This is a genomic window from Candidatus Synechococcus calcipolaris G9 (genome assembly GCF_029582805.1).
Lineage (GTDB): Bacteria > Cyanobacteriota > Cyanobacteriia > Thermosynechococcales > Thermosynechococcaceae > Synechococcus_F > Synechococcus_F calcipolaris.
This window is the reverse complement of record NZ_JAKKUT010000002.1, coordinates 1,646,134-1,672,549: the sequence shown is the minus strand read 5'-3', so window position 1 is coordinate 1,672,549 and position 26,416 is coordinate 1,646,134. Positions and strand designations below refer to the sequence as shown.

26 protein-coding genes and 1 tRNA gene are annotated in these 26,416 nt (G+C 48.6%); 13 read left to right on the top strand and 14 right to left on the bottom strand.

Annotated features, from left to right (window positions below; all coding sequences use genetic code 11):
* Positions 1–67 precede the first annotated feature (67 nt).
* Entirely contained in the window at positions 68–370 is a 303-nt protein-coding gene (locus L3556_RS11055; protein ID WP_277867329.1) for a PepSY domain-containing protein, read from the top strand.
* An 18-nt stretch (positions 371–388) separates the two neighbouring features.
* On the opposite strand, the gene radC is transcribed toward L3556_RS11055, so the two are convergent.
* On the bottom strand, positions 389–1,129 hold the full coding sequence (gene radC / locus L3556_RS11050; RefSeq protein WP_277867328.1) for a RadC family protein: 741 nt from the start codon (positions 1,127–1,129) through the stop codon (positions 389–391).
* Positions 1,130–1,289: 160 nt separating this feature from the next.
* On the opposite strand from radC, the gene cruF reads away from it, so the two are divergent.
* Positions 1,290–2,234 carry a gamma-carotene 1'-hydroxylase CruF gene (gene cruF / locus L3556_RS11045; RefSeq protein ID WP_277867327.1) on the top strand — a complete coding sequence of 315 codons (945 nt, stop codon included), beginning with the start codon at positions 1,290–1,292 and terminating at the stop codon, positions 2,232–2,234.
* The gene (locus L3556_RS11040; protein ID WP_277867326.1) at positions 2,224–3,438 is read left to right on the top strand and encodes a glycosyltransferase family 2 protein; all 1,215 of its coding nucleotides are present in this window, start codon (positions 2,224–2,226) and stop codon (positions 3,436–3,438) included. Before cruF ends, L3556_RS11040 begins: the two co-directional genes overlap by 11 nt.
* Before the next feature lie 27 nt (positions 3,439–3,465).
* Here the strand turns inward: L3556_RS11040 and polA are convergent, their stop codons facing one another.
* The 7 genes from polA to L3556_RS11005 all read right to left on the bottom strand — a co-directional run bounded on the left by polA (position 3,466) and on the right by L3556_RS11005 (position 10,494).
* Entirely contained in the window at positions 3,466–6,363 is a 2,898-nt protein-coding gene (gene polA, locus L3556_RS11035; RefSeq protein WP_277867325.1) for a DNA polymerase I, read from the bottom strand.
* 182 nt (positions 6,364–6,545) lie between these two features.
* The gene (locus L3556_RS11030; RefSeq protein ID WP_277867324.1) at positions 6,546–7,655 is read right to left on the bottom strand and encodes a tetratricopeptide repeat protein; all 1,110 of its coding nucleotides are present in this window, start codon (positions 7,653–7,655) and stop codon (positions 6,546–6,548) included.
* 97 nt (positions 7,656–7,752) lie between these two features.
* Positions 7,753–7,974 carry a tetratricopeptide repeat protein gene (locus tag L3556_RS11025; protein ID WP_277867323.1) on the bottom strand — a complete coding sequence of 74 codons (222 nt, stop codon included), beginning with the start codon at positions 7,972–7,974 and terminating at the stop codon, positions 7,753–7,755.
* Between the two features lie 11 nt (positions 7,975–7,985).
* Complete coding sequence (locus tag L3556_RS11020) at positions 7,986–8,699, bottom strand: tetratricopeptide repeat protein (protein ID WP_277867322.1); 714 nt, start codon at positions 8,697–8,699, stop codon at positions 7,986–7,988.
* A 97-nt stretch (positions 8,700–8,796) separates the two neighbouring features.
* Positions 8,797–9,840 carry a tetratricopeptide repeat protein gene (locus L3556_RS11015; protein ID WP_277867321.1) on the bottom strand — a complete coding sequence of 348 codons (1,044 nt, stop codon included), beginning with the start codon at positions 9,838–9,840 and terminating at the stop codon, positions 8,797–8,799.
* Positions 9,841–9,883: 43 nt separating this feature from the next.
* Entirely contained in the window at positions 9,884–10,246 is a 363-nt protein-coding gene (locus L3556_RS11010; protein ID WP_277867320.1) for a PIN domain-containing protein, read from the bottom strand.
* Positions 10,243–10,494 carry a UPF0175 family protein gene (locus tag L3556_RS11005; RefSeq protein ID WP_422110763.1) on the bottom strand — a complete coding sequence of 84 codons (252 nt, stop codon included), beginning with the start codon at positions 10,492–10,494 and terminating at the stop codon, positions 10,243–10,245. Before L3556_RS11005 ends, L3556_RS11010 begins: the two co-directional genes overlap by 4 nt.
* Positions 10,495–10,741: 247 nt before the next feature.
* Here L3556_RS11005 and L3556_RS11000 point away from each other — a divergent pair, with 247 nt between their 5' ends.
* Positions 10,742–11,038 carry a DUF4351 domain-containing protein gene (locus tag L3556_RS11000; RefSeq protein WP_277867318.1) on the top strand — a complete coding sequence of 99 codons (297 nt, stop codon included), beginning with the start codon at positions 10,742–10,744 and terminating at the stop codon, positions 11,036–11,038.
* Between the two features lie 4 nt (positions 11,039–11,042).
* Here the strand turns inward: L3556_RS11000 and L3556_RS10995 are convergent, their stop codons facing one another.
* Complete coding sequence (locus L3556_RS10995; RefSeq protein WP_277867317.1) at positions 11,043–11,738, bottom strand: lysophospholipid acyltransferase family protein; 696 nt, start codon at positions 11,736–11,738, stop codon at positions 11,043–11,045.
* A 6-nt stretch (positions 11,739–11,744) separates the two neighbouring features.
* On the bottom strand, positions 11,745–12,458 hold the full coding sequence (ndhK, locus tag L3556_RS10990; protein ID WP_277867316.1) for a photosynthetic/respiratory NAD(P)H-quinone oxidoreductase subunit K: 714 nt from the start codon (positions 12,456–12,458) through the stop codon (positions 11,745–11,747).
* 177 nt (positions 12,459–12,635) lie between these two features.
* Here ndhK and metH point away from each other — a divergent pair, with 177 nt between their 5' ends.
* Positions 12,636–16,199: a methionine synthase gene (gene metH / locus L3556_RS10985; RefSeq protein WP_277867315.1), complete on the top strand. Its 3,564-nt coding sequence runs from the start codon at positions 12,636–12,638 to the stop codon at positions 16,197–16,199.
* Here the strand turns inward: metH and L3556_RS10980 are convergent.
* Positions 16,196–17,599 carry a hemolysin family protein gene (locus tag L3556_RS10980; protein WP_277867314.1) on the bottom strand — a complete coding sequence of 468 codons (1,404 nt, stop codon included), beginning with the start codon at positions 17,597–17,599 and terminating at the stop codon, positions 16,196–16,198. The two genes, metH and L3556_RS10980, sit on opposite strands and share 4 nt — an antisense overlap.
* A complete protein-coding gene (locus L3556_RS10975; protein WP_277867313.1) occupies positions 17,600–18,280 on the bottom strand; it encodes a hypothetical protein in 681 nt (226 codons plus the stop codon).
* Positions 18,281–18,378: 98 nt separating this feature from the next.
* Here L3556_RS10975 and L3556_RS10970 point away from each other — a divergent pair.
* From L3556_RS10970 to L3556_RS10955, 4 genes are all read left to right on the top strand, one after another.
* Positions 18,379–18,451 (top strand) — tRNA-Ile (locus L3556_RS10970).
* 55 nt (positions 18,452–18,506) lie between these two features.
* Positions 18,507–19,595 (top strand): HMA2 domain-containing protein, encoded by a 1,089-nt coding sequence (locus L3556_RS10965; RefSeq protein WP_277867312.1) that lies wholly within the window; start codon positions 18,507–18,509, stop codon positions 19,593–19,595.
* 88 nt (positions 19,596–19,683) lie between these two features.
* Complete coding sequence (locus L3556_RS10960; protein WP_277867311.1) at positions 19,684–20,763, top strand: PIN/TRAM domain-containing protein; 1,080 nt, start codon at positions 19,684–19,686, stop codon at positions 20,761–20,763.
* Complete coding sequence (locus L3556_RS10955; RefSeq protein WP_277867310.1) at positions 20,763–21,182, top strand: (2Fe-2S) ferredoxin domain-containing protein; 420 nt, start codon at positions 20,763–20,765, stop codon at positions 21,180–21,182. The genes L3556_RS10960 and L3556_RS10955 overlap by 1 nt, the downstream gene beginning before the upstream one ends.
* Before the next feature lie 545 nt (positions 21,183–21,727).
* Here the strand turns inward: L3556_RS10955 and L3556_RS10950 are convergent.
* Together L3556_RS10950 and L3556_RS10945 are read right to left on the bottom strand one after the other, a co-directional pair.
* Positions 21,728–22,180 (bottom strand): PIN domain-containing protein, encoded by a 453-nt coding sequence (locus L3556_RS10950; protein WP_277867309.1) that lies wholly within the window; start codon positions 22,178–22,180, stop codon positions 21,728–21,730.
* Positions 22,177–22,461, bottom strand: coding sequence for a hypothetical protein (locus tag L3556_RS10945; protein WP_277867308.1), 285 nt, complete (start codon positions 22,459–22,461; stop codon positions 22,177–22,179). Before L3556_RS10945 ends, L3556_RS10950 begins: the two co-directional genes overlap by 4 nt.
* A 302-nt stretch (positions 22,462–22,763) precedes the next feature.
* Here L3556_RS10945 and L3556_RS10940 point away from each other — a divergent pair, with 302 nt between their 5' ends.
* From L3556_RS10940 to L3556_RS10925, 4 genes are all read left to right on the top strand, one after another.
* The gene (locus L3556_RS10940; protein ID WP_277867307.1) at positions 22,764–23,222 is read left to right on the top strand and encodes a type IV pilin protein; all 459 of its coding nucleotides are present in this window, start codon (positions 22,764–22,766) and stop codon (positions 23,220–23,222) included.
* 117 nt (positions 23,223–23,339) lie between these two features.
* Positions 23,340–23,687: a DUF29 domain-containing protein gene (locus L3556_RS10935; RefSeq protein ID WP_277867306.1), complete on the top strand. Its 348-nt coding sequence runs from the start codon at positions 23,340–23,342 to the stop codon at positions 23,685–23,687.
* A 54-nt stretch (positions 23,688–23,741) separates the two neighbouring features.
* A complete protein-coding gene (locus tag L3556_RS10930) occupies positions 23,742–24,173 on the top strand; it encodes a DUF29 domain-containing protein (protein ID WP_277867305.1) in 432 nt (143 codons plus the stop codon).
* Positions 24,174–24,195: 22 nt separating this feature from the next.
* Positions 24,196–26,397, top strand: coding sequence for an O-linked N-acetylglucosamine transferase, SPINDLY family protein (locus tag L3556_RS10925; protein WP_277867304.1), 2,202 nt, complete (start codon positions 24,196–24,198; stop codon positions 26,395–26,397).
* The last annotated feature ends 19 nt before the right edge of the window (positions 26,398–26,416 follow it).

Below are 26,416 nucleotides of genomic sequence, written 5' to 3'. Positions count from 1 at the left end.
TAGGGAACTTGTGACCATTTCCACGGGTCACTAATATTTTGTTTTATGCAGCTACAAGGGAGATTTTATGCCCTTACATCAGAATGTTAATGTCCGCTATCATTGGCTAGCCTTACTCATCCTTCTGTTTACTGTCCTTCGCACCGAGGGTGCTCTAGCGAGTCGGCGAGATGCCGTCCCCGTGGATCAAGTCATTAGTTGCCTTAGAACTGCCACTGCTGCAAGACCTGGTAATGTCGCTGAAGTTGAGATTGAATGGGAAAGTGGCCGCCATGTTTGTGAAGTAGAAATTTATACTCAAAATCGTGAATATGAAGTGGAAGTTGATCTGAGCAATAATCGGGTTCTAAAAATTGAGGAGGAGGATTAATTCCTGAATCTAGACAAGCTAGGTATCTCCCTGAGGATACTCTTGCCAAAGGGATGTGGTTTGCCGCAGACTACTATAGTCGCCATTACCCAAAATTAAATGATCCAGGATAGGCAAGGCCAAGAATTGCCCTGCTTGCAATAACTGTCGGGTCAATTGCAGGTCTTCCTTGCTGGGGGTGAGGTTCCCAGAGGGATGATTATGGGCAATGATCAGGCGATTTGCACCGCGCCGGATCACTTCCCGAAAAATTTCCCGGGGATGGGCAATGGTTTCCGTGGCACTCCCCATACTGATCACATGGGTTCCTAGGAGTCGATGGCGGACATCCAGCAATAGGACGGCAAAGCGTTCCGTTGTCTGCCACATTAAATCTTGGGCTAGGGTTGCCGCCGCCAAACTGGGATCACTTATTTCGGTGTTTTCCGGTGGGCGAGATTGGAGTACCCGCTTCCCTAGCTCAATGGCCGCAAGGATGGCCGTCGCCTTGGCCGGCCCCACCCCCGAAATTGCCATTAACTCCTCGGCCGTAATATTTTTCAAGACACCGGGATCATTATCATTAGGGTTGCCCTGGTTCAGATGCCTGAGGATATGTTGCCCCAGGCCCACCGCTGAGAGCTTACCCGGCCCCTGGCCTGTCCCCAGGAGAATGGCTAGAAGTTCTGCGGAGGTCAGGTGGCGGCTGCCATGTTCTAAGAGCTTTTCGCGGGGGCGATCGCCACTGGGTAAGTCGGCAATGCGCAAGTGGTAGATCATTGCTCAGGGGTGGAGAGAGGATAAAATTTTTAGGGATATTTTCAGGGCTATGGTTATTGATAGCAAATCTGTGCCGTTGATCGGCTAAATTTCTGTAAACTTCTGTAAACTAAAGGGAATCACCGTTGTTGCCAATGCGTTCGTCTATAGGATTGCCCTGATGAAGCCGATTAAATCCCTTCTGCTTGCCGAGCAGGTGTGTCTGATCACCCATATTCTCGCCATGATCTTTGGCCTTGCGGGTCTATTGTTAGTGGTTCCCCATCCAGAGTTTATTCTTTCTCTACCCCAATGGGGCCAGCAGTTATTTCAACTGAGTATGGGCAGCGGTGGGGTCGTTTATATTGTCTTAGGTGCGGTGGCGATCGCCCTCTATGGCTGGCGTATCGTTGGCCCCTGGAAACTCTGGGGTTTTGTGTTGCCCGCCGTGGGGATTTCCCTCACCAGTGAACTCCTGGGAACGAGTACGGGGTTTCCCTTTGGCCACTACAGCTATTTGAGTGGGTTAGGTTACAAGATTGCTGGCTTAGTCCCTTTTACGATTCCCCTCTCCTGGTTTTATATGGGGTTTATCACCTTTCTCCTCGCCTACAGTGGGGTTATAGGTGCATTTATACGTCAGCAAAAAAAGGTTGCCCTCTGGGCGGGGGCGGCAACGGTTGCCCTTGCTGCGGTATTTCTGACGGCCTGGGATTTTGTGTTAGACCCGGCCATGAGTCAGGCGGCGGTTCCCTTTTGGCAGTTTCAGGAAGTTGGCGCATTTTTTGGTATGCCCTACCGCAATATTCTGGGTTGGGCAGGAACGGGGGCAGTTTTCATGGCAGTGGCAATGGTGACATGGTGGCAAAAGCCGATTCTTTTGGTGCGATCGCAGTTGACAACTCCCTTAGTGGTCTATCTGGTGAACTTTGCCTTTGGGGCAATGATTACCCTCACCTCCTTAGATGAACGGTTTTGGATTCCCGCCAGTTTAGGATTTTTGATGGGTGTATTACCCGTGGTACTCCTGTGGGCAAAAACGCCTATCGTCTTACCCACCTTGGCCACAGAGCTACCGCCGGCCAGTGCCAATGATATCCTAACGGTTTCCAGTGTTGCTAAGTAATGGTGCTCTAGGGGCCATTGCCACCCTCAGCCTATTGGTTCAGACCCCAGGATTAGCTATTCTTGTGGGCCGTTTGATGTCCGGCTTAAATCGTCCTTCGGCCCTGAAACCCCGAACATCACGGGTGTTGGATTTAGCCTCAGTGACGGTGGTGGTTCCAACCCTAAATGAGGCCCAGCGGCTTCAGCCCTGTTTAGATGGGTTGATGCGTCAAGGCTATGAGGTACGGGAAATTCTCATTGTCGATAGTCAGTCCCAGGATGGTACGCCGGATCTGGTGCGGGCCGCCCAATCTCGGGATCCACGGTTGCGATTAGTGGAGGATGATCTCCTGCCCCCAGGATGGGTGGGGCGGCCATGGGCTCTGCATACGGGATTTCGCCACAGTTCGCCAGAGAGTACCTGGATTTTAGGACTGGATGCGGATACGTTGCCCCAGCCAGGGTTAGTGGCCAGTTTGGTGCAAACGGCCCAACAGGATCACCTAGATATTCTCTCCCTCTCTCCCCGCTTTGTCTTGAAATTTCCAGGGGAATGGTGGTTGCAGCCCTCGCTACTGATGACGCTGATCTATCGCTTTGGGGCTTCCAAAATTGTGGAGCCGGAACCGGCGCGGATCCTTGCCAATGGCCAATGTCTGCTGATTCGGCGATCGCTCCTAGAGGAGATCAATGGTTATTGTTCGGCGCAGACCTCCTTTTGTGATGATGTCACCCTAGTGCGCCATGGGGCTCGTTGGGGGGCACGGGTCTCCTTTCGGGATGGTTCACCGGTTCTCAAGGTGCGGATGTATGAAGGGGCCCGGGAAACTTGGCGGGAGTGGGGCCGCTCCCTGGATTTGAAGGATGCCACAGCGACGGCCCAACTGTGGGGAGACCTTTGGTTTCTCTGGGCAGTGCAGGGGTTTCCTCTGCTAGGTACCATTTTCTTTGGCTTGGCAGTCATGGTTGTGCCAGAACCATTCCCGACATTGATCTGGGCCCTAGGCTTAAATGGGCTTCTCCTGGGAATTCGCTGGTTAATGACCGCCGCGATCGCCCCGGTGTACGACTGGCAGATGGGCCAAGGTAAAGGATCATTTTCGGGATTATTCTGGCTATCCCCCCTAGCGGATAGTCTGAGTGTTTGGCGGATTACCCTATCCTCGTTTCAGCGGCCCAACCAATGGCGGGGGCGGGTCTATGGGCGATCGCCGGAGTTTTAAGTTAAGGTTGAAAGCTTTAAGGACAGGTCACTTGGCATCCATCCAATTTTCGCCCCTGTGAATCTCCACCTGAAGCGGGACGGATAGGGGAACGGCTTGAATCATGGTAGTTGTAATAATCGGCTCCAATTGGGGCCATTCATCCGGGGGCATTTCTAACACCAGTTCATCATGAACCTGTAGGAGTAGTCGGGCTTGGTAGGGCTTGCCGTTACCTTTGGTCTTTTCTGTACATTCAGGATTTTGAGTCAAAATTTTTGCCAATTTCACCATAGCTACTTTAATAATATCCGCACTAGAGCCTTGAATCGGGGCATTGGCCGCTGCCCGCAGGAGTCCACGTTCATACTGACTCATTTTTAGTTTGCCAAAATCAACCTCGGCGATCGCCTCTGGGGAATAGCCCTTTAATTTGACCACATCCCGGCTTTCAAAACTAAAATAGCGTCGTCGCCCCAAAATGGTTTCCACATAGCCTTGGCTGACGGCCTGTTTTTCAGTGCGTTGCAAATAACTAAAAACCTGGGGGTAGCGATCGTAAAAGCGTTGAATAAAGGTTTTTGCCTCGGCCAAACTGACTCCGGCCTCCCGAGCAAAGCGTTGTCCCCCCATGCCATAGATCACACCAAAGTTGATAATTTTAGCAAGGCGGCGTTCCTCACTGGTGATGTCTTCTTTTTCCAGGAGTAGTTGGGCCGTGAGGCGATGCACATCTTGATTATTTTGATAGGCCTCTAAAAGGCGAGGTTCCTGACTTAAATGGGCTAAAATTCGCAATTCAATTTGGGAATAATCGGCAGCCACTAAAATCCAGCCGGGTTCAGGGATAAATGCCTTACGAATTTGGCGACTAAACTCAGTGCGGATGGGAATATTTTGCAAATTGGGATTGGAGGAGGACAACCGCCCCGTAGCCGTAATCGCCTGATTAAAATCTGTATGGACTCGCCCCGTATCCGGACGCACCAAGGAGGGCAGGGCATCGACATAGGTTGATTTCAGTTTTGCTAGGGTACGATGGGTTGTAATTAAGGGAATAATCGGGTGATCCTGTTCTAATTTTTCTAGGGTTGCGGCATCGGTGGAATAGCCCAGTTTTGTTTTGCGGGTTTTCTGGGTATCTAAACCCAGTTTATTAAAGAGCAGTTCGCTGAGTTGTTTGGGTGAATTTAAGTTAAAAACCTCCCCGGCAAGGTCATAGCTTTCTGTGGCGATCGCCTCCAATCGCTCCTCTAATTCTTGGGAAAGCTCCTTTAAGTAATCCTGATCAATGCGAATTCCCCGGGACTCCATATCCGCCAACACCGGCTCTAGGGGTAATTCCACATTTAAGAGCAACTCTACCAGGGCCGGGGCCAACCTTAAATCGGCCTTTAGTTTCGCCACCAACAAAAATGTCGTATAGACATCTAAGCCGCAATAGTTCGCCACGGTGGCTACGTCTAAATCTGCTAGGGACTGGCCTTTTTCCACAACACTTTTATAGGTTTGGGCAGCGATCGCCAGATACTTCTGGGAAATATCCGTGAGATTGTGACTACTCTCCGGATTGAGAACATAACTGGCCAGCATTGTGTCAAATACTACCCCGGCCAATTGAATGCCTTGAAATCGTAAAATGAGGCGATCAAACTTGGCATTTTGTAACACCTTGGGATAGCGATCGCCCTCCAAAATGGGTCGTAAAGTTTCCAAGGTTTTAGGGCAGTCTAGATTTTCCCCCTGGTGATGGCCCAAGGGAATGTAGGCCACCTGATCCGGTTCTGCCCCCCAACAACAACCCAAGCCCACCAATTCTGCATCCTGAGGGGTCAATGCCGTCGTTTCCGTGTCCCAGGCAACGGGGTTTTCGCGATCTTTGCAGGTTTCCAGGGTTTTGACGAGATCTGCTAGTTTCTCTTCTGAATCAATGATCGTCACCCGTACTGGGGAGGCTGGGGGAGTATCCGCCGCCGCGAAAAACCAGGTATCTCCCTCTTCTTCCGAGGTTTCACCTCCTAAGGACTGATCCAGTTGTTGTAGATTTTGGCGCAGGGCCCGAAATTCTAGCTTATGTAGCAGGGGATCCAATTCAGACCAATTAAAGGGACTTAAACGTAACGCCTCTGGATCAATGTCTAGGGCAATATCGCAGATGATTTGGGCTAAAAATTTAGAATGATCCGCCGCTGTCTTACCGTCCTCTAATTTCTGGCGCGTTGCTTTTTTTAACTCCCCTAAATGGTCATAAATATTCTGAAGGGATTCATACTGCTCCAGTAATTGCACCGCTGTTTTCGGGCCAATGCCCCATACCCCTGGAATATTATCTGAGGGATCCCCACAAAGGGCTTTATAGTCCACCACCTGATGGGGCCATACCCCCAGTTTTTCCTTCACTTGCTCCGGCCCGATCGCCTGGGCGAGATTATTTTTACTAAACGAGGAACTCAGATATAGAACCTGAATATCACCCTTGACATCAACCAGTTGAAATAAATCGCGATCGCCACTCAGGATTTTCACCTTCCATCCCTGTTCATGGACTCGCCGGGTCACGGTACCAATCACATCATCGGCTTCATAGCCAGACCGGGTCAAAATGGGAATATTTAAGGCCCCCAGTAATTCCTGTAAGTTTTCTATATCTGGAATAAATTCCTCTGGGGTTTCCACCCGGCCTGCCTTATAGGATTCATCGGCCTGATGACGAAACGTGGGTTCTGCTAAATCAAAGGCGATCGCTAAATGATTGGGCTGCTCTGTTTTCATGACATCCAACAGTGTTCTTAAAAAACCAAACGTAACACTGGTGGGAATACCGGTAGATGTGCGTAGCCCCCCCTCTCGACCCTTTGCAAAGGCATAGTAGGAACGAAAGGCTAAGGAATGACCATCTACCAGCAGAAGAGTAGAATCCGTCATTAAGTCAGCAGTAGTGGCCATGATGTTGTCTGTCGTTCCTCAATGGATATATCCCCCCTATTTAGGATAAGCCCCCAGAGATCAGCGTGACAGGCAAGGGGTTCAAGGTAATGTTTGGCCTTGGGTTTGAGTATCCATACCCCAGGGGGGATGCCATTGTCCTTATTTTTTCTAGTACCTCACCGAGTATAGTTACCCATGCCCTAGCGAGAACCACCCATTTGTCGAATCCTTTCAGCGCGTTGACGTAGGGGTAAGGCAGCAGCCTCATTTCCTTGTTCAGAGTATAAAAGAGCCTGAATATTAAGGGTATATGCAACACTGAGATGATTCTCACCTAGTTTGGTTTCATAAATCCTTAAACTGCGTTGCAACAGGGGCAAGGCGGCTTCATGATTTCCTTGGCGAGCGTATAAAAGAGCCAGATTATTAAGGGTATCTGCAACATCGGGATGATTCGCACCGAGTGCGGTTTCTCGAATCCTTAAACTACGTTGACGCAGGGGCAAGGCGGCTTCACGATTTCCTTGGAGAGCGTATACAGCAGCCAGACTACCAAGGCTAGTGGCAACATCGGGATGATTCTCACCGAGTTCGGTTTCCTGAATCCTTAAACTGCGTTGCGACAGGGGCAAGGCAGCTTCATAATTTCCTTGGCGAACGTATAAAGCAGACAGAAGATCAAGGCTATCTGCAACATCAAGGCTATCTGCAACATCGAGATAATTCTCACTGAGTTCGGTTTCAAAAATTTCGGTTTCAAAAATTCTTAAACTGCGTTGAAACAGGGGCAAGGCGGCTTCATGATTTCCTTGTTCATAGTATAAAGCAGCCAGATTATTAAGGGTATTTGCAACATCGGGATGATTCTCACCCAGTTCGGTTTCAAAAATTCTTAAACTGCGTTGAAACAGGGGCAAGGCGGCTTCATAATTTCCTTGGTCAGAGTATAAAGCAGCCAGATTATTAAGAGTATCTGCAACATCGGGATGATTCTCACCCAGTTCGGTTTCATAAATCCTTAAACTACGTTGAAACAGGGGCAAGGCGGCTTCATGATTTCCTTGGTCAGAGTATAAAGCAGCCAGATTATTAAGAGTATCTGCAACATCGGGATGATTCTCACCCAGTTCAGCTTCTCGAATCTCTAGAGCGCTCTGATATAGGGGCAGGGCCGCTTCATAGTCTCTTTGTTCATAAAGAATTGTGGCTTGCTGATGCAGTTCATTGGCTTTATCAACATTGTTTGTGCATCCAAGAACTGAAAGCACCACTAAGGGAGCGATGAGAGCCGATTGAACCCAGAATTTCATGGTTATATTTTTCAGACAGTGTGTGATGCCTTATTTTAGGGGTTTATTGGCATAAAAACAATGACCAAAAGACACAAATATTGTATAACTTCATTCCCTAAGGAGAACCCGCCATTTGTCGAATCCTTTCAGCGCGTTGACGTAGGGGTAAGGCGGCCGCCTCATTTCCTTGTTCAGAATACAAACTAGCCAGATTCTCAAGGCTATCTGCAACATCGGGATGATTCTCACCGAGTGCGGTTTCTCGAATCCTTAAACTGCGTTGATACAGGGGCAAGGCAGCTTGATAATTTCCTTGGTCGTGGTACAAGGCAGCCAAGAGAGCGAGGTTCAATGAAACGTCGGGGTGAGTCCGAGTGCGGTTTCTCGAATCCTTAAACTGCGTCGACGTAGGGGCAAGGCGGCTTCATTATTTCCTTGACGAGAGTATAATTCAGCCAGATTATCAAGAACCATTAAAACCTCGCGATGATTCTCACCGAGTTCGGTTTCAAAAATCCTTAAACTGCGCTGATACAGGGGCAAGGCGGCTTCATAATTCCCTTGGTCATAGTATAAAAGAGCCAGATTATAAAGGCTAGCTGCAACATCGGGATGATTTGCACCGAGTGCGGTTTCTCGAATCCTTAAACTGCGTTGAAATAGGGGCAAGGCGGCTCCATAATTTCCTTGGCGAGAGTATAAAGTACCCAGATTACTAAGGGTACCTGCAACACTGGGATGATTTTCGCCCAGCTCGGTTTCCACAATTCTTAAACTGCGTTGATACAGGGGCAAGGCGGCTTCATAATTTCCTTGGTTAGAGTATACAAGAGCCAGATTATTAAGGCTAGCTGCAACATCGGGATGATTCTCACCGAGTGCGGTTTCTCGAATCTCTAGAGCGCGCTGATATAGGGGCAGGGCCGCTTCATAGTCTCTTTGTTCATAAAGAATTGTGGCTTGCTGATGCAGTTCATCGGCTTTATCAACATTGTTTGTACATCCAAGAACTGAAAGCACCACTAAGGGAGCGATGAGAGCCGATTGAACCCAGAATTTCATGGTTATATTTTTCAGACAGTGTGTGATGCCTTATTTTAGGGGTTTATTGGCATAAAAACAATAACCAAAAGACACAAATATTGTATAACTTCATTCCCTAAGGAGAACCCCCCATTTGTTGAATCCTTTCAGCGCGTTGACGTAGGGGTATGGCGGCCGCCTCATTTCCGTTGTCAGAGTATAAATTAGCCAAATTATTAAGGATCGTTGCAAGATTGGGATGATTCTCCCCTAATACAGTTTCCAAAATCCTTAAACTGCGTTGATACAGAGGCAAGGCTAATTCATGGCTTCCTTGTTCATGGTATAAGTTGGCCAAATTATTAAGAACCGTTGCAACCCTGGGATGATTCTCGCCTAATGTGGTTTCTCGAATTCTTAAACTGCGCTGATATAGGGGCAAGGCAGCTTCATAATTCCCTTGGTCTGAGTATAAAAGAGCCAGATTATTAAGACTCGTTGCAACATCAGGATGATTGTTACCTAATACAGTTTCTCGAATCCTTAAACTGCGTTGATGCAGAGGTAAAGCTACTTGATAATTTCCTTTTTTATAGTATAAACTGGCTAGATTATTAAGACTCTGGGCAACATCAGGATGATTTTCTCCTAGCGCGGTTTTCCGAATCCTTAAACTGTGTTGATACAGAGGCAAGGCTACTTCATAATTCCCTTGTTTGGAGTACAAAAGAGCCACATTATTAAGACTCTGGGCAACATCGGGATGATTCTTACCTAATACGGTTTCTCGAATCCTTAAACTGCGCTGATGCAGGAGCAAGGCAGCCCCATAATTTCCTTGGCTGGAGTGTAACTCGGCCAGACCACGGAGACTTGTGGCAACATCGGGATGATTCTCACCTAATGCCCTTTCCCGAATCCTTAAACTGCGCTGGTATAGGGGCAGGGCGGCTTCATAGTCTCTTTTATAATAGAGATTTTCGGCTTGCTGATACAGTTCATTGGCTTCGTCGAGTTCTTTCTGAGCTAATTCTTTCTGAGTCAGTAAAGTAGGCTGGGCACTTTGTGGCTGCTCAAGTCTCTGCTCAACAACCGAGGAACTTTCCACTGCTTTGACAGACTCATGAACTGAAAGCACCACTACGGGAGCGATGAGAACCGATTGAATCCATAATTTCATGGCTATATTTTCAAGACAGTGTTTGATGTTCTATTCTAGGGGTTCATTGGCATGAAAACAATAGCAGTCTAGCTTGTCCGTCAATCAGCAAAATTCCCAAAACACCTGGGATGGAAAGCCCTAGGCGAGTGGCTTCACGGCGATCTAACCGTCCATTAATGAGAAATTCCTCGGCATTGAGTCCCTGTTCTTGTTGCAGTTGGTCAGAAAGTTGGGTATTTGTCAGGGATTGGGTTTGAAGCCAGCCCACTTTGAGAATGGCTGAAATCTTGAGATTGCTAGCGGCTGCTAATTCGCTGGCAACAACATCAGGAATAATAACGATTTGATAAATGGCTTCTAGCAACCACAGCTGATCAATAATAGCAAGATTAGAAAGGGCAGAGGTGTCGCTGACAACGATCATAGCCAGCCGCGATCGCGCAGATGCTGAACATCCTGCTCAAAGTCTTCTACATCGTAATGAACACAAATACCCCGATTTGCCAGCAGCTTTTGAAATTCCATGATTTCCATCCCCGCAATCTTGCTGGCGCGGCTGAGGGAAATCCGCTCTTGCTGAAACAGCGCAATTGCAATCTCCCGAAGCCAGTCGCCCTGGTTAAAGGTTTCAGCTTGGCTGAGGTGATCAGGCAGGTTCAGAGTAATTTGCATTGGGTTGACCTCATGCACTTACCTTTAATTTTAAGGGCTTGACGGTTGGGGCTGTCTACCTACTGATTACCACGAAGTATATTTTGCTCTAATCAGTGACTTTCAAAGAGGAGTGCAACAGCTTTATAACGTCTTTTTCTGAATATATCCGGTTATCTACTGCGTGATCTGCAACAACAAGAAGAATTTGTACCGTTTTGATAGACTCAAGAACTGAAAGCAATGCCAAGGGAGCGATGAGAACCGATTGAATCCAGTATTTCATGGCTATATTTTTCGGGAGGGAATGATGCGCGAATCAGTGATTTATCAAGAAATTCTTCAGGAAGGGGAACGCAAAGGGCTGCAAAAAGGACGATTAGAGGGCGAATGTACCCTTGTCCTCCGCCAACTCCGCCGACGACTGGGGACTCTCCCTGATGGGGTTGTTCACCAGATATATGGGTTATCCCTCGACCAATTGGAATCCTTGGGGGAAGCTCTCTTGGATTTTCAAGGCTTCGATGATCTAGAAATGTGGCTAACATCACAGCTCAACAGTTAGAAGCCTATTCTATTGAATTGATCAGGGTGTTGATCTGGGCTAGACCCACTTCTAAAGACTGTTGTAACTGTTGAGTCATGGCCTGGGCGATCGCCCGTGGCTCTGGCATATTTTCTAATTCTGAGTCCGATGGGCGGATACTCTCTACCGCGTCCGTCGTAAATAGGGGGGGACAAATATAAATGCACACTTGGGCGCGAAATTTAGGTGCAGGGGCATATCCTAGGGCAATGGGAATAATGGGAATAGGTTGATGGGTCAGGGCTTCAGCCTGGAGAGCAATGCGAGCTAAACCAGATTTGAGGGGACGGAGGCGATCGGGTTGGATGCCCCCTTCTGGAAAGAGAACCAGAGTTTGACCAGAAGCCAATAGTTCCTGACAATGGCGTAAACAGGAGGGTTGGGGTCGGCTTAAATTCACCGCAAAAGCCCCTAACCGACGAATAAACCATCCCTGAATTCCTGAAAATTGGTTGGCATTGGTCATAAATCGTAGGGGAGATGGCCGAAGCAAGGCTAGGATAACGGGATCCCAACGACTACAGTGCTTCGGCGCAAGAATACAGGCTCCCTGGCTGAGGAGATGTTCGCGGCCGATTATTTTTATATTAGAGAAATAGATAAATAGCAGAAGGCGATGAAGGGGCCAGAGGAGCCAATATAACCAGGGTTGAACCTGGGAAGCCGTATCCCTGCTCAAGTCAAGTTAAGGGGTAAGGGGAACGGACTCAGAAGCAGCCTCTAAAATCGCCGGAACCGGCATTCCCATGGCCTCAGCGATCGCCTGGGGTGGAGCTTGGCGGGAAGCGGCATTCAGATATTCCCCGGTCAAAATGGGAGGAACGGCCTTCATTTGGTGTTTCACCGTATAGAGGCGATGGGTTTGGGCTAGATTTCCCCGCTCATTAATATGCTCATTGGCAATTTTTTTGCGGAGCTTAATAATGGCATCCATGATCGCCTCTGGGCGCGGCGGACAACCGGGCAAATACACATCCACCGGAATTAGTTTATCGACTCCCCGCACAGCGGAGTAGGAATCGGAGCTAAACATTCCCCCCGTAATAGTGCAGGCTCCCATGGCAATCACATACTTGGGATTGGGCATTTGATCATAGAGACGCACAAGGGCTGGAGCCATTTTCATCGTGATTGTACCGGCGGTAATCAATAGATCCGCTTGGCGGGGACTATTCCGGGGAACCAAACCAAAACGATCAAAATCAAAGCGGGAGCCAATCATGGCCGCAAACTCAATGAAGCAGCACGCCGTGCCGTAGAGGAGGGGCCATAGGCTTGAAAGGCGGGCCCAATCGTAAACGTCATTGAGGGAGGTGAGAATAATATTTTCACCCAATTCCTGGGGCACGTCTGGGCGGTTAATGGGATTGAGAACGCTTGGTGTTGTCGTATTTGTCATGGCAGGCCCCCAACCTGGGCTAAGGAAATTCTTTCACCCCTCACTATAACGCCTTCCTGGGGTTTGTATCCCCTGATCTTCTCTTCTTTGCGCCCTCCCCTGAGTTCGGAATAAGGGTATCGTAGAAATTACTAAATTCAATTCCCCTTTCTATCTCAGCTACCCTTGAGTTCTGCCATGACTAATCGTTTCCTCGATCGCCTCCATAATCGTGATGCAGGTGTCCTCGTCTTTGATGGGGCAATGGGAACCAATCTTCAGGTACAGGAATTAACCGCTGAAGATTTTGGCGGTAAGGAGTACGAGGGATGCAATGAATATTTAGTGATCTCAAAGCCGGAGGCGGTGGCGAAAGTCCATCAGGATTTTCTGGCGGCCGGGGCCGATGTCATTGAAACGGATACCTTTGGCTCCTCGTCCATTGTTTTAGCCGAATACGACCTGGGCGATCGCGCCTACGAACTGAGTAAACGGGCCGCTGAACTGGCCAAATCCGTGGCCGCGGAATTTGACACCCCCGAAAAACCCCGATTTGTGGCGGGTTCCATTGGCCCAGGCACGAAACTCCCCACCCTAGGACACATTGACTACGACTCAATGCAGGCTTCGTTTCAGGAGCAGGCCTTGGGGCTATTTGATGGCGGCGTAGATCTCTTTCTCATTGAAACCTGCCAGGATGTCCTCCAGATTAAGGCGGCTCTGAATGGGGTGATGGCAGTCTTTAGCGAAAAAGGAGAGCGGCGACCCCTGATGGTGTCGGTGACAGTGGAGCAGCAGGGCACCATGCTTGTCGGTTCAGAAATTGGGGCGGCCCTAACGATTTTAGAACCCTATCCCATTGATATTTTGGGCTTGAACTGTGCCACGGGGCCGGATTTAATGGCGGAGCATATTCGCTATCTTTCTGCCCATTCTCCCTTTGCCATTTCCTGTATTCCCAATGCCGGCCTGCCAGAAAATGTCGGTGGCCATGCCCATTACAAACTCACCCCCATGGAACTACGCCTAGCCCTGGCCCGGTTTGTGGAAGACTTGGGCGTGCAGGTCATTGGTGGTTGTTGTGGCACGCGGCCGGATCATATTGGTGCCCTCGCGGAAATGGCTGCCACCCTCAAACCCAAGCAGCGGCAAATTCAGCGAATTCCAGCGGCCGCCTCGATCTATAGTCCCCAACCCTACGATCAGGACAACTCCTTTTTGATTATTGGTGAACGGCTCAATGCCAGTGGCTCAAAAAAATGCCGGGATCTTCTCAATGGCGAAGACTGGGATGGTTTAGTGGCCCTGGGGAGATCGCAGGTGAAAGAAGGGGCCCATATTCTGGATGTGAATGTGGACTACGTGGGCCGGGATGGGGTACGGGATATGCACGAACTGGTGTCCCGTCTGGTCACAAATGTCACCTTGCCCCTGATGCTCGACTCCACGGAATGGGAGAAAATGGAGGCGGGTCTCAAGGTGGCGGGGGGCAAATGCCTGCTCAATTCCACGAACTTTGAGGATGGGGAACCGCGATTTTATAAAGTGCTGGAACTGGCCAAAACCTACGGGGCCGGGGTGGTGGTGGGAACCATTGATGAAGAGGGCATGGCCCGCACCGCTGCGAAAAAATTTGCCATTGCCCAGCGGGCCTACAATGCGGCTGTTGCCTACGGGATTCCCCCCTTTGAAATCTTTTTTGACCCCCTCGCCCTACCCATTTCCACCGGCATTGAAGAGGATCGGCAAAACGGCCTAGCCACGATCGCGGCCATTCGCCAAATGCGCCAAGAGTTGCCCGGCTGTCATATTTTGCTAGGGGTCTCCAATATTTCCTTTGGCCTAAATCCGGCGGCGAGGCAGGTGCTCAACTCCATGTTTCTCCACGAAGCCATGCAGGTGGGCCTAGATGCGGCCATTGTCAGTGCCTCTAAAATCTTACCTTTGGCGAAAATTGACCCCGATCACCAGGAGATCTGCCGCCAACTCATTTATGATCAGCGGCGGTTTGAGGGGGAGGTGTGTGTCTATGATCCCCTGGGGGAACTCACCCGACTCTTTGAAGGCAAAACCACCAAGCGCGATCGCAGTGGCGATGCCAACCTACCCGTAGAAGAACGCCTCAAGCAACAGATTATTGATGGCGATCGCATTGGCCTCGATGAGCAACTGGCCAAAGCCATGGAAAAATATGCCCCGCTAGAGATTATTAATACCTTTTTGCTCGATGGCATGAAGGTGGTGGGGGAACTCTTTGGTTCGGGGCAGATGCAACTTCCCTTTGTATTGCAGTCGGCAGAAACCATGAAAGCCGCCGTCGCCTATTTACAACCCTTTATGGAGAAACAGGAGGCGGGGGATAATGCAAAGGGCACGTTTATTATTGCCACCGTTAAGGGGGATGTCCATGATATTGGCAAAAACCTAGTGGATATTATTCTCACCAATAATGGCTATCGCGTCATTAACCTAGGCATTAAACAACCCGTGGAAAACATTATCCAAGCCTACGAAAAACACCGGGCTGATTGTATTGCCATGAGTGGTTTATTGGTGAAATCCACCGCCTTTATGAAAGAGAATCTACAGGTCTTCAATGAACGGGGGATCACCGTTCCCGTAATCTTAGGAGGGGCGGCCCTGACTCCGAAGTTTGTGGCCAAGGACTGCCAAGAAACCTACCACGGACGGGTGATCTACGGCAAAGATGCCTTTGCGGATCTCCATTTTATGGATCAACTTATGCCCGCCAAGAAAGCGGGGGATTGGGATGATTTGCGCGGCTTTAAGACGGAGTGGCAGGGGGCGGCAGAAAACGTCATTGACTCCCAAAATGGTCATTCACCGCAGACCCTACCTAAACCCGCTGGGGAATCCACACCTCCAGAATCAATACAGGCGATCGATACCCGTCGCTCCGAAGCGGTGAGTTTAGATATTGAACGTCCCACCCCGCCCTTCTGGGGAACCCGATTGATTGATAGTCCTGAGATTAACTTAACCGAGATTTTCAGCTATTTAGATCTGCAAGCCTTGATCGCCGGCCAATGGCAGTTTCGCAAACCCAAGGAGCAATCCCGCCAGGAGTACGATCAGTTTTTAGGGGACAAGGTTTACCCGATTTTGGAGGAATGGAAAGGGAAGGTTATTAACGAGAACTTACTCCATCCCCAGATGATCTATGGCTATTTTCCCTGCCAATCCCAAGGCAATACGCTCTATCTCTACGATCCAGAGGGTGATTTCAAGGATATAGCTCCGGAACGGGCGATCGCCCAGTTTACCTTTCCGCGGCAAAAATCTGGTCGTCGTTTATGTATCGCCGACTTTTTTGCTCCTGTGGAATCGGGTCAGGTGGATGTATTCCCGATGCAGGCCGTCACCGTGGGTGAAATTGCCACTGAAGTTGCCCAAAAACTCTTTGCCGCCGATCAATATAGTGACTATCTCTATTTCCATGGCATGGCCGTCCAAACCGCCGAAGCCCTGGCCGAGTGGCTCCATGCACGCATTCGCCGCGAACTGAACTGTACCCCTGATCCTGACAATATTCGGGATATTTTAGCCCAACGCTATCAAGGGTCTCGCTATAGTTTTGGCTATCCAGCTTGCCCCAATTTAGAGGATCAATACACCCAGCTAGAGTTATTAAAAACCAGTCAGATAGGGATGTATATGGATGAAAGTGAACAATTGTATCCAGAACAATCAACGACGGCCATTATTTGCTATCATCCAGTCGCAAAGTATTTTAGCACTTAAAGTTGCTTTGGTATTTCTACAGAAGTGACGGAACTGGCATTGATCTCAGTACTGACCTCATCGGGCCACTGAAGCTGCACCTGATCTAGGCGGGGACCGTCCCGGGAAATCACCGTAAACTTAAGATCATTAAAGACAAGGGTTTCCCCCAGTTCCGGTACTTTTTGCCATTGATAAAGTAAAAATCCCGCCAAGGTTTGGTAATCATCCGTCACCGGCAGCATCAGCTTTAAGGTTTCATTGACCTCCTCAAGGTGAGTTTGGGCCTGGATCAAATAGGTTCCCACCTCTAGGCGGCGAATGGGGGCCGCTTGGGCTGGATGATTATCTTCCTCGCCAATGATTTCATTAATGACATCCTGGAGCGTCACTAATCCGGCAGTGCCACTGGACTCGGCTTCCCGCACCATAATCATACTGAGGCGATATTTTTGCATCATCGGTAAGACTTCCCCCAAGGGCGTTCCTTCGGGAATAAACCATGCCGGCTTTACCCAATCACTAATGGGGCGATCGCCCGTTAATTCTCCATCCGCCAAGGGCTGGGCCAGATCCTTAAAGGCTAGAATACCGCGAACATCATCCAGAGAGTCACGGATAATCGGGTAATAGGAATGACCATGCTCGGCTACCGCATCTAAAACATCCTGAAGATTAGAGGTATCGGAAAGGGCATCAATTTGGGTACGGGGGATCATCACCTCTTCCACCAACACATCCCCAAATTCAAAGACATTACGAAGGAGTTCCCGCTCCTCCTCTTCTAAGCCACTGGATTCCTTTGAGGCAATAATTAACTGCAATTCTTCCGGGGTCACTTGATGGGACCAGAGTTGACCATCGTAGGAAATCTTGAGTAGCCCCAGTAACCCGTAAGTGGATTGATTGAGTAACCAAATAATCGGCTTGACCACCCGCGCAATTATGAGACTAATCGGCCCCAAGACTCGGGCTAACTGTTCGGGATGACGCAGGGCGATCGCCTTCGGGAATAGCTCTCCTAGGACAATTTGAAAGTAAGCAATCATGGCAAAGGCCAAGGGAGCCGCAAGACTATGACTCAGCCAGTAGCGTTGGGATTCGGGTAGGGGAAATCGCAAAATCTCCTGGGACAGGACACTGGCCATCGTACTTTCGCCAATCCAGCCCAACCCCAAACTAGACAGGGTAATCCCTAACTGCGTCGTAGATAATAATCGATCAATCCGTTGTTGCAGGATATAGACTTTCTTCGCCCCCACATCCCCCGCACTCACCAATTGCTCCACCCGCGATCGCCGCATCGCCACCACCGAAAACTCGGCAGCCACAAAAAAGGCATTGATCAAGACCAAAATAATCACGGCAACTAAACGACTGACAACGGTCGTCTGCCCCAGTATTCCCAGAATTGGAATCATCTATTCAACCGGAATGGCAGGAACGTGTAACTCAACATCTTGATTGGGATAGTTCGATAGCTTGAGATTAATCGCCTTGGCATTCCGCAAAAGAGCCTGGGAAATATTAATCGTACCCGTTGCCACATCACTACCGGCGGGAAGCTCCGTGGGTAAACCATTAGTCAAAGCACTAAGGGATTCCCCTTTATCATTCGTCACTTCTAAAAAAGTATAGAGAAACTGTACCCCTTGGCTGCTGTCATTTTTAAGGGAGACCTGCAAAACCAACTCATCCCCTTGGGTGCGGGCAGAGGACACCTCAAAGCGAATCCCCTGATCTTCACCCACAATCGGAAACTCTCCCAGGGTGAGGGCCTCCTCCGGTTCATTTTCATTCTTTGCCTCAGGCTTTGGACTGGGGGACGGGGCCTCTTGTTTTGGCGGTGAATTGATTTCGTCACCCCCCGTAAGTTTTTTAGCCTGGGCAATAATATCTTCTTCCTTCAAAAAGCTTTGCCGTCCTCGGTTCCCCTCCCCCATGGAGGTACTCAGAATTGGATTCACAATGGGTTGGCTGACACCTCGGAGAGCTTCCCGGCCAAAAATAAAACCCACCAGGCCCGTTACGCCACCGATCGCCAGCATAATAGTGATTAAGGTTAGGGAGGTTCTAACACCGGGATTAATTGTGAGCTTCATAGGGCCGTTAGGGTGTTCAGGATATAAGGTGAGATAAACTAGATACGATAACTAGATGCTATATAGAATAGCCAACATGGGTTGAATTGTCCTCCTAACCAGGGTTGGCCGAGCGGATGAGGCAGCGAACTCATAATTCGCCTTAGGCAGGTTCAACTCCTGCACCCTGGATTTTCAATATTTCTAGCATCATATTTCAAGTCATAACGTTTCAGGTGATGAAGCCATGCCCAAACCATCGGACGATGAAGAGAGCTTGCCCCCCGTTGCCGAGCTTGTGCATCTCACTCGCGATCGCCTGCGCCTGCGTCTGCCCCTCCTCAAAAAAGACCCAGACTATGGTCGTTATTTGCAAGACTATCTTAAACCGATTCCAGGTATCACCGAGGTTCGCCTCAATCTCCAGGCCGCATCCCTTAGTATTCATTACGCCCTAGATTTAATCACACCCCTGCAGATCCTTGCCCTGATTGAGCGGTGGGGGGATGTGCAAATTATTGGCCAGGGTCATAAAGGCCTGGAAAATCTCACCCGTGCCTTTGAACTCGAACCCCAGGAAGTAGGAGGCAAGTTAAAACAAATGGGGGGATTTGTTGTCGGCGGTCAAATTGGGGATGTGGTCGGTGGGGTCGTGGGCGGAACGGCCGGAGGCGTTTTCATGGGCCCCGCTGGCATGTTAATGGGGGCCCAGGTAGGAACCTTTGTCGGCGGTGTCATTGGCGGCCGTCTAGGCATAGAAGCAATGGAACAGATCAGTCAGCTAACCTTTCAGGATATGCAAGATGCACCTGGCCCGAAAACAGCCTTGACCCCTGAAGAAATCCGTAGAGAAGCAGAGATTGCCAAGGCCCTAGAAATCCGCTCTGGTGCAAAAATGGGGGAAGTGGTGGGGGAACTTGCCGGGGGAATCGCCGGACAAACCGTCCTGGGACCACCCGGGGAAGCTGTCGGTCGTGTATTAGGGGAAATGCTAGGGGGACAAATCGGCGAAGATGTCAGTCGTCAGGTGGCGGAGAAATCAGAAGCAGCCATCCCCACAGATCTTTCCGTGAATATTGTCCTGGAATGGTGGATGAAGACCAGTCGTGCCTTTGTGGGTGAAACCGCTCTGGCTACCCTGGGGGGACTCCTATCCCGCGTTATTTTAGGGCCCCAAGCAGAAAGTGTTGGCCTGCGTGCCGGAACCCGGGTCGGTCGTCTGGTGGATTGGAACGGCCAAGATGGTCAAAAAACCAAAGAAATGGCAGAAACTCCCCCTACAGAAACGGAGATCACGACTTCCCCAGAGAGCAACCGGGAAGGGAAATCAGTATAATCCTAAGGAAGACCGACTGCGTGAATCTGCCCACCGAGAGCCTCGCAACCCTCACGGATCACTCCTGACCTGATCGGAGCCAGACCTTATGCTCGATACCCTATTAGTTTTAATTTTTATCGTCGCGGGGGCCGCCGTCGGCTTTAATAGCATTGACCTTCTGCCTACGCCAGTCCTGGCCCAAGTTGCAAATTTGAATGGTCTACAGTGGGTGGTCTCTGGGTTTGGTGGTCTGGTGGGGGTTGCCATCGGCCTGGTGATTCAAACCCTCTACCATCGGATTGAACGGGAAGTTCGCCAGTTGCCACCCGATGTGCTGCTTTCTCGGGCCGTGGGCTTAGTAGTGGGCTTGTTATTGGCAAATTTGATTCTCGCTCCTATTTTCCTCCTGCCAATTCCCAAAGAATTTTCCTTTATCAAACCCCTTGCCGCCGTTTTGACCAGTGTTCTCTTTGCCTATTCGGGAACGACGCTGGCCGACAGTCATGGTCGCGCCCTTTTGAATTTGATCAATCCCCATTCCGTAGAAACGTCCTTATTGGCGGAGGGCATGATTAAGCCTGCTGCGGCTAAAATCCTGGATACCAGTTGTATCATTGATGGTCGGATTGAGGAACTTTTAAGTATGGGTATTCTGGAAGGACAAATTTTGGTTCCCCAGTTTGTTCTCCAGGAACTACAGCTTGTGGCCGATGCATCTAACGATCTAAAGCGAGGTCGGGGTCGCCGGGGTTTGGATGTCCTAAATCGACTGCAAGCCATGCTGGGCGATCGCATTGTGATTCATTCTGCCGACTATGCAGACCTAACCACGGTGGATGCCAAACTCGTCCGTCTTGCCCAGGAAATTCATGGGGTTTTAGTCACCAATGACTTTAACCTAAATAAGGTTGCCCGCTTCCAAAAAGTTCAGGTCTTTAATGTGAACGAACTTGCCCAAGCCCTGCGGCCCATCTATCTACCAGGGGATCTGCTGCAACTTAAAATTTTGAAGGAAGGCAAGGAGCCAGCCCAGGGGGTCGGATACCTGGAAGACGGTACTATGGTTGTTGTGGAAGAAGGGATCGATCACATTGGCGATCAGCTGCCGGTGGTTGTCACCAGTGCCCTGCAAACCTCTGCGGGGCGGATGATCTTTGCCCGTTTGAAGATTTCAACCATTGCTTAATGGACTGCCTAGAACAAGCCGTCACCTGTCTGGGAATTAACCAGATTCAGCATCATCTGTTTCTCTGTGCCGATCAAACCAAGCCCCTTTGTTGTGATTTGGCAGTGGGCCTAGAATCTTGGAACTACCTGAAACAACGCCTGCGGGAGCTAGGCCTAGACCGTCCCCAGGGAGAACCTGCCCGCTGTATTTATCGTACAAAAGCAAATTGCTTACGGGTGTGTCAACAGGGGCCCATCCTACTGATTTACCCTGATGGGGTCTGGTATCATTCAGCAACACCTCCAGTCATTGAACAGATACTCCAAGAGCATCTCCTAGAGGGAAAAATTGTTAGGGACTATTGTTTTGCCCAGGCACCACTTGGGCCCGAAATAGTCATCGGGGTGGATTCCTCCAAACATAACCCTGATGGGTAACTCGCGCCGTTATACCTGGGCGAAGATCGAGAACTCACTAGCGGGGTCTAACGGCGAAGCTCAACAGCGGTAAACTATTGGCGGCACACCAAGTTCTATGTTTCGTCTGTCGCAGCGCAGTGTTAGGAGGCTGGCTGTTTCAACTACTTGCGGCTTTTCCACCAGTAATCCGACTCACGACTACAATGCATGACTGTCAAAACCAAAATGTAGTCTTGCTCGATGATACTGTCTTTGCCCACAACCGTGCCTTATAGTTTATCTCACCTGCCTATTGTCCTAAAACTCGCCATATTCCTCAAGAAAAGCGATGAAATCATTCAGGGCTGATCGGCTTTGTTGGCTGGGTTGAAGCTGATGCCGTATTTGGAGAATAATCTGATTCACTCAAGGCCGAGATTAGCCACCAAAGACGCTGTGCCCAAACTGAACGCCAGGAGGCTCCACTGGAGGGTGGTGACTCGGAACCAGGGCAGGGGGATTGCGGTACTTGTGCCATAAAACCTCAGGAGTGCAGCAACGGCATAGAGGAATGTTGTGAACGTTCAGATGGGGATAATGTTTTGCCACAATTCGGCTGCCATAAATCTCGACAAATGACCGATATTAGTCGTTGCTATAACAGTATTTTGAGTTGCCAGGGTCATCGCTTGAGCTACCAGAATCATATCACCATCAATCGTTTTGTCTCCTGCCGTCGGCTGTCCTTGTTGACGGGCTTGTGCCCATAGTTGTGCTGCCTGACGCATTGAAATGGTTGTAAGTGGTAAATACTCAAGAAATTGAGCTAATTCATCTAGACGGGCAATCCCCTTGGTCTTATTTGCTCGTAACAATTCCCGCCGAACTTCATAGTCTGCAATTTCTGGAACAATGACGCGGCTAAATGACATGATGTGACTTTGTAGCCATTGGGTACAAGCGATACTCTCAGCAGAAAGCTTGGGATTGGTGACTAGACCAATTGGCCCTGCATCTAGCACTATGACTTGGCTCACCAAGTTACACCCTTGAGATCATCTGGGAACAGCTTACGCTCAGATAGGCGATCTGCATCCAGTGCATGGATTAAGTATTTACCTGTTGTGTGCTGCTCTTCCATATCTTCATCATCCATCCAAGACTGAAGTAAATGAACTGCATCAGCCCGTTTTTTCTTCAATAAAAGAGAGTTTGTTAAAAGTTGCAATACTACAGCCTCAAGGGAAAGATCCTGCTGTTTCGCCTCCTGCAAAAGATATTCTTCTAATTCAAATGGAAGATTAAGGGTTAGGGTCATGGCTCTCTCTGGATAGCTAAACTACATTTTAGTTGCTGGCTGGCTTGAACCTAATGTCCTATTTGGAGAATAATCTGATTCACTCAAGTCCGAGATGTGCCACCTAAAAGACGCGGGGCCCAAACTAGATCGCCTAGAGGCCCCATTGGAGGATGGTGAGGCAGAGCTAGGAGGGGAAAGGGGGGTAGGTGTGGTCCTATTCAAAAAAAATTTTAGGGTGGGGTGTTATGAACCGTGAGCTAAGTGGGTAGCTTAGGCTTAGTACAGGACAAGATGACTTGACCTAAGGAGTATACCCCCTCATGAAGACTGAATTAAAAGCTAAGTTTCTTCAGCACTTGCTGGCCAAAAAGAAAGCTAACGAAGGTTTCACCCTCGTTGAACTACTGGTTGTTGTGATCATTATTGGTATCTTGGCTGCCATTGCCCTACCAGCGATGCTTAACCAAGCCAGCCGTGCCCGTTTGTCGGGTGCCCAAACCCAAGCCGGTGCCATTAACCGCGCCCAACAAGCCTACCGCCTAGAAAATCCCACCTTTGCCGGTGCAACTAGTGATCTAAAGATTGGTGCTGGTGAAGCCCAGGGTTATAAAGTCCCTGTCCTTAGTGCAGGAACTGCTGCCCTTGGCCAGGTTCAATACACCCCTGATGATACAACCACGGATAAAGCGGTGACAGGTTGCGCTACTGCAGATACCAATGGAGTAACTGCTACAGATCTTCTAACTGCAACCGATGGTACACCTGAGGCTTGCCCATAGGCTCTAGGTTAAACGTTTTTTATACTGTCCTGCTAGGCTAGTCTTGGCAGGGCATTTTTATTTCAAGACACTTTTGCTCCCTTAAGACCTCGCTTGGCCCTAGAATAGGGCGATCAGATGGTTACTCAAATCTCCTCAACACCTAGCAAAGACTTATATCACACTGATTATCATCTGTGGATTCTCGCTACGGTCGATTCCTTGAAACATCAGAATATCGACCCAATTGATTGGCAATACCTGATTGATGAGGTTGAAGATTTGAGTCGTCGTCTAAAGCAAACGCTAAAGAGTTTACTAAGAAAGCTATGGGAACATTTACTTAAACTGACCTACTGGCACAGCGAGATTGAAAAAAATAACGCGCATTGGAAAGCAGAGAACCGTAACGTTCGCAAACAAATTAAGGATAAAATTCAGGATAGCCCTAGCTTAAAACCCTACGGCAATACAACGCTCAATTAACTATGATTTTTTATTTTCAAGAAAATACTTTTACAATCCTCCACTAGATTAACAATGTCTGATGATCTCTATACAGAAGACTATGCTCGTTGGGCTGAACTCATGGCCACAACGCTAGAGGAAAAATGCTTTGGCGACCTCGATATTGATCATTTAGTGACGGAAATCAGGGATTTGTCAAAGCGAGAACGAGATAAGTTATTAAGCAGTCTACGTTTGATTTTACATCATTTACTCAAATGGGATTTTCAGAAAAGTAAGCGTTCCCGCAGTTGGCAAGTTACGATTCAATGGGAAAGAAATAATCTCGATTTTTATCTCGAAGATAGTCCCAGTCTGAAGAAGTATCTCTGCCAAGAATGGATAAATAAAATGTATCGAAATGCCCGATTAGATGCCATCCTGCAAACTGGCTTGGACTATCCCCAAGATTGCCCCTACACAATAATAGATATTATGGAGAAATCTATTGACCTCGAATTTTAGAGGACTCGGTTTTAGAGACTTAATGGATGCCCTCGATCGCCAGGATTATGCTCAGGTTATTGAGGGTTGCCAAAAGACCATTGAAATAGAACCCTTAGAACCAATCTATTATGGTTATCTTGGATTGGCACTGTTACTCCAGGGAGAAGAAACTGAGGCCCAAATGGCCTGGATGGCTCCTATTCTGGAAGAGTCCGTCGAATCGATAGAATCCTATTATGGCGATCTCATTAATATTTTAGAAAGCCATGCTACCGCGAAGGAAGATCAACAACAGTGGATGGATGCCTGGTTAATTCGTGGCTACATCCAAGAATTTCAACCCGATAATATCAAAAACAGTCTAGCCCTATGCCAACTTGCCTTTAAGCAGGAGTGTTTTTCCTGGGATAGTCCGCAAATTGAGCCGCTGACTCATTTAATTTCTCAGGCAACTATAGATGAGATTAACGTTGAGCAACTTCAAGATGTATTGGATCTAGTTTTATCTAGGGTACCTGGATTACCCCAAAGTTTTAATTTTGTTGAGCAGTGCTTAGTATATGCTGATTATTTACCTAAACTGTTGCCATTACTGCGTGTCACTGCTCGCAATCTTGGTTTTGGTCAGGATATGTATTCCTTAGCTATTGACTATGCCGAATTGGGACGACAGGCATGGCCAAAAGATCCAACCTTACTGAGTTTTCTTTCTGGCCTCTACCGCTTTACCCGTGACTATGAGAAATCTATTGGGGCGGCAAAGGATCTATTTGCTCTTCAAGAGGAACTCGCAGATCGCCTATATGCCAACCATGCCATTCTCCAATCCTTAGTGGCTGCTGGTAGTTATGAACAAGAAATTAAAGCTACCCTAGAACATCAAAATGTACTTTTAGGTCAACTGCTCCAGGAATGGCCCTTGAACTTAGAACGCCATCAGGTTCGTTGTTTATTTATCTTGCTGCTATCTCCGCCCCATCTGGAAGATCGCCCGCAGTACAATAAACCTATTTTTAATCAATTAATGTCTTTATGTCAAGAAAATATTGAAATATATGGTGCGGATAAAAGGAAAAAATATCAGGCCAAAACACCTGCAAAAATAGGATCGAAAAAAATCAAAATTGGTTTTCTCTCAACTCACTTAAAGCGTCATGCCATTGGTTTTTTGGCGTGGGGATTATACGAATATTTCAATGGCGATCGCTTTGAGTTTAATACCTACTACGGTGCAGGTCTTCCTCAAAAACCGGATGCCTGGCAAAGCTGGTATATCAAAAAGTCGAATAAAGTCTTTTACGGTGAGCATGATAGCTATAAATTGGCCGATAAAATTAACGAAGATAAAATTGATATTTTAATCGACTTAGATAGCGTTACTCTTGATCTAAATTGTGAGATTTTAGCCCTAAAACCTGCCCCCATTCAGATCAGTTGGCTTGGATTTGATGCCTCAGGCTTACCGGCGGTGGATTACTTTCTTGGGGATCCCTATGTTTTGCCAGAGCAGGCCCAATCCTACTACAGTGAGAAAATTTGGCGACTCCCGCATACCTATGTTGCTGTAAATGGTTTCACGGCAAACAATCCCACCGTGCATCGCCAAGACTTTGATATTTCCAGTGATGCCGTGATCTTTTTAACCAGTCAACGGGCGGCCAAGCGTAATCGGCGTATGACAGAACTCCAGATGCAGATACTTGGAAATGTTCCCCATAGCTATTTGTTCATTAAAGGAGCTGGACAACAGGATGCATTACAAGCTTGGTTTCTGGAAATTGCTGAGTCAATGGGCATTACAGGCGATCGCCTCAGATTTTTGCCCCTTTACCCCTCCGATGAAGAACACCGGGGAAATCTCCCTATTGCCGATGTTGTTTTAGATACCTATCCCTATAATGGGGCAACGACGACCCTAGAAGTGCTTTGGATGGAAATTCCCTTAGTAACCCGGGTGGGTAAACAATTTGCTTCTCGCAATAGCTATACATTCCTAGTGAACGCTGGGGTTTCCGAAGGCATTGCTTGGACAGATGAAGAGTATGTAGAGTGGGGAATTCGTTTGGGAACGGATGAAGACCTGAGAAAACAGGTGACATGGAAGCTTAAAAAAGCAAAGCACCACTCTCCTCTCTGGAATGCGCGTCAGTTTACCCAAGAGGTTGAGTCTGCGTTTCAGTCCATGTGGCACTATTATGTGACCGGTGATCTGGAACTGCCATCGGGCCATACTTTAGGATAACTCTATGATTAATGAACAA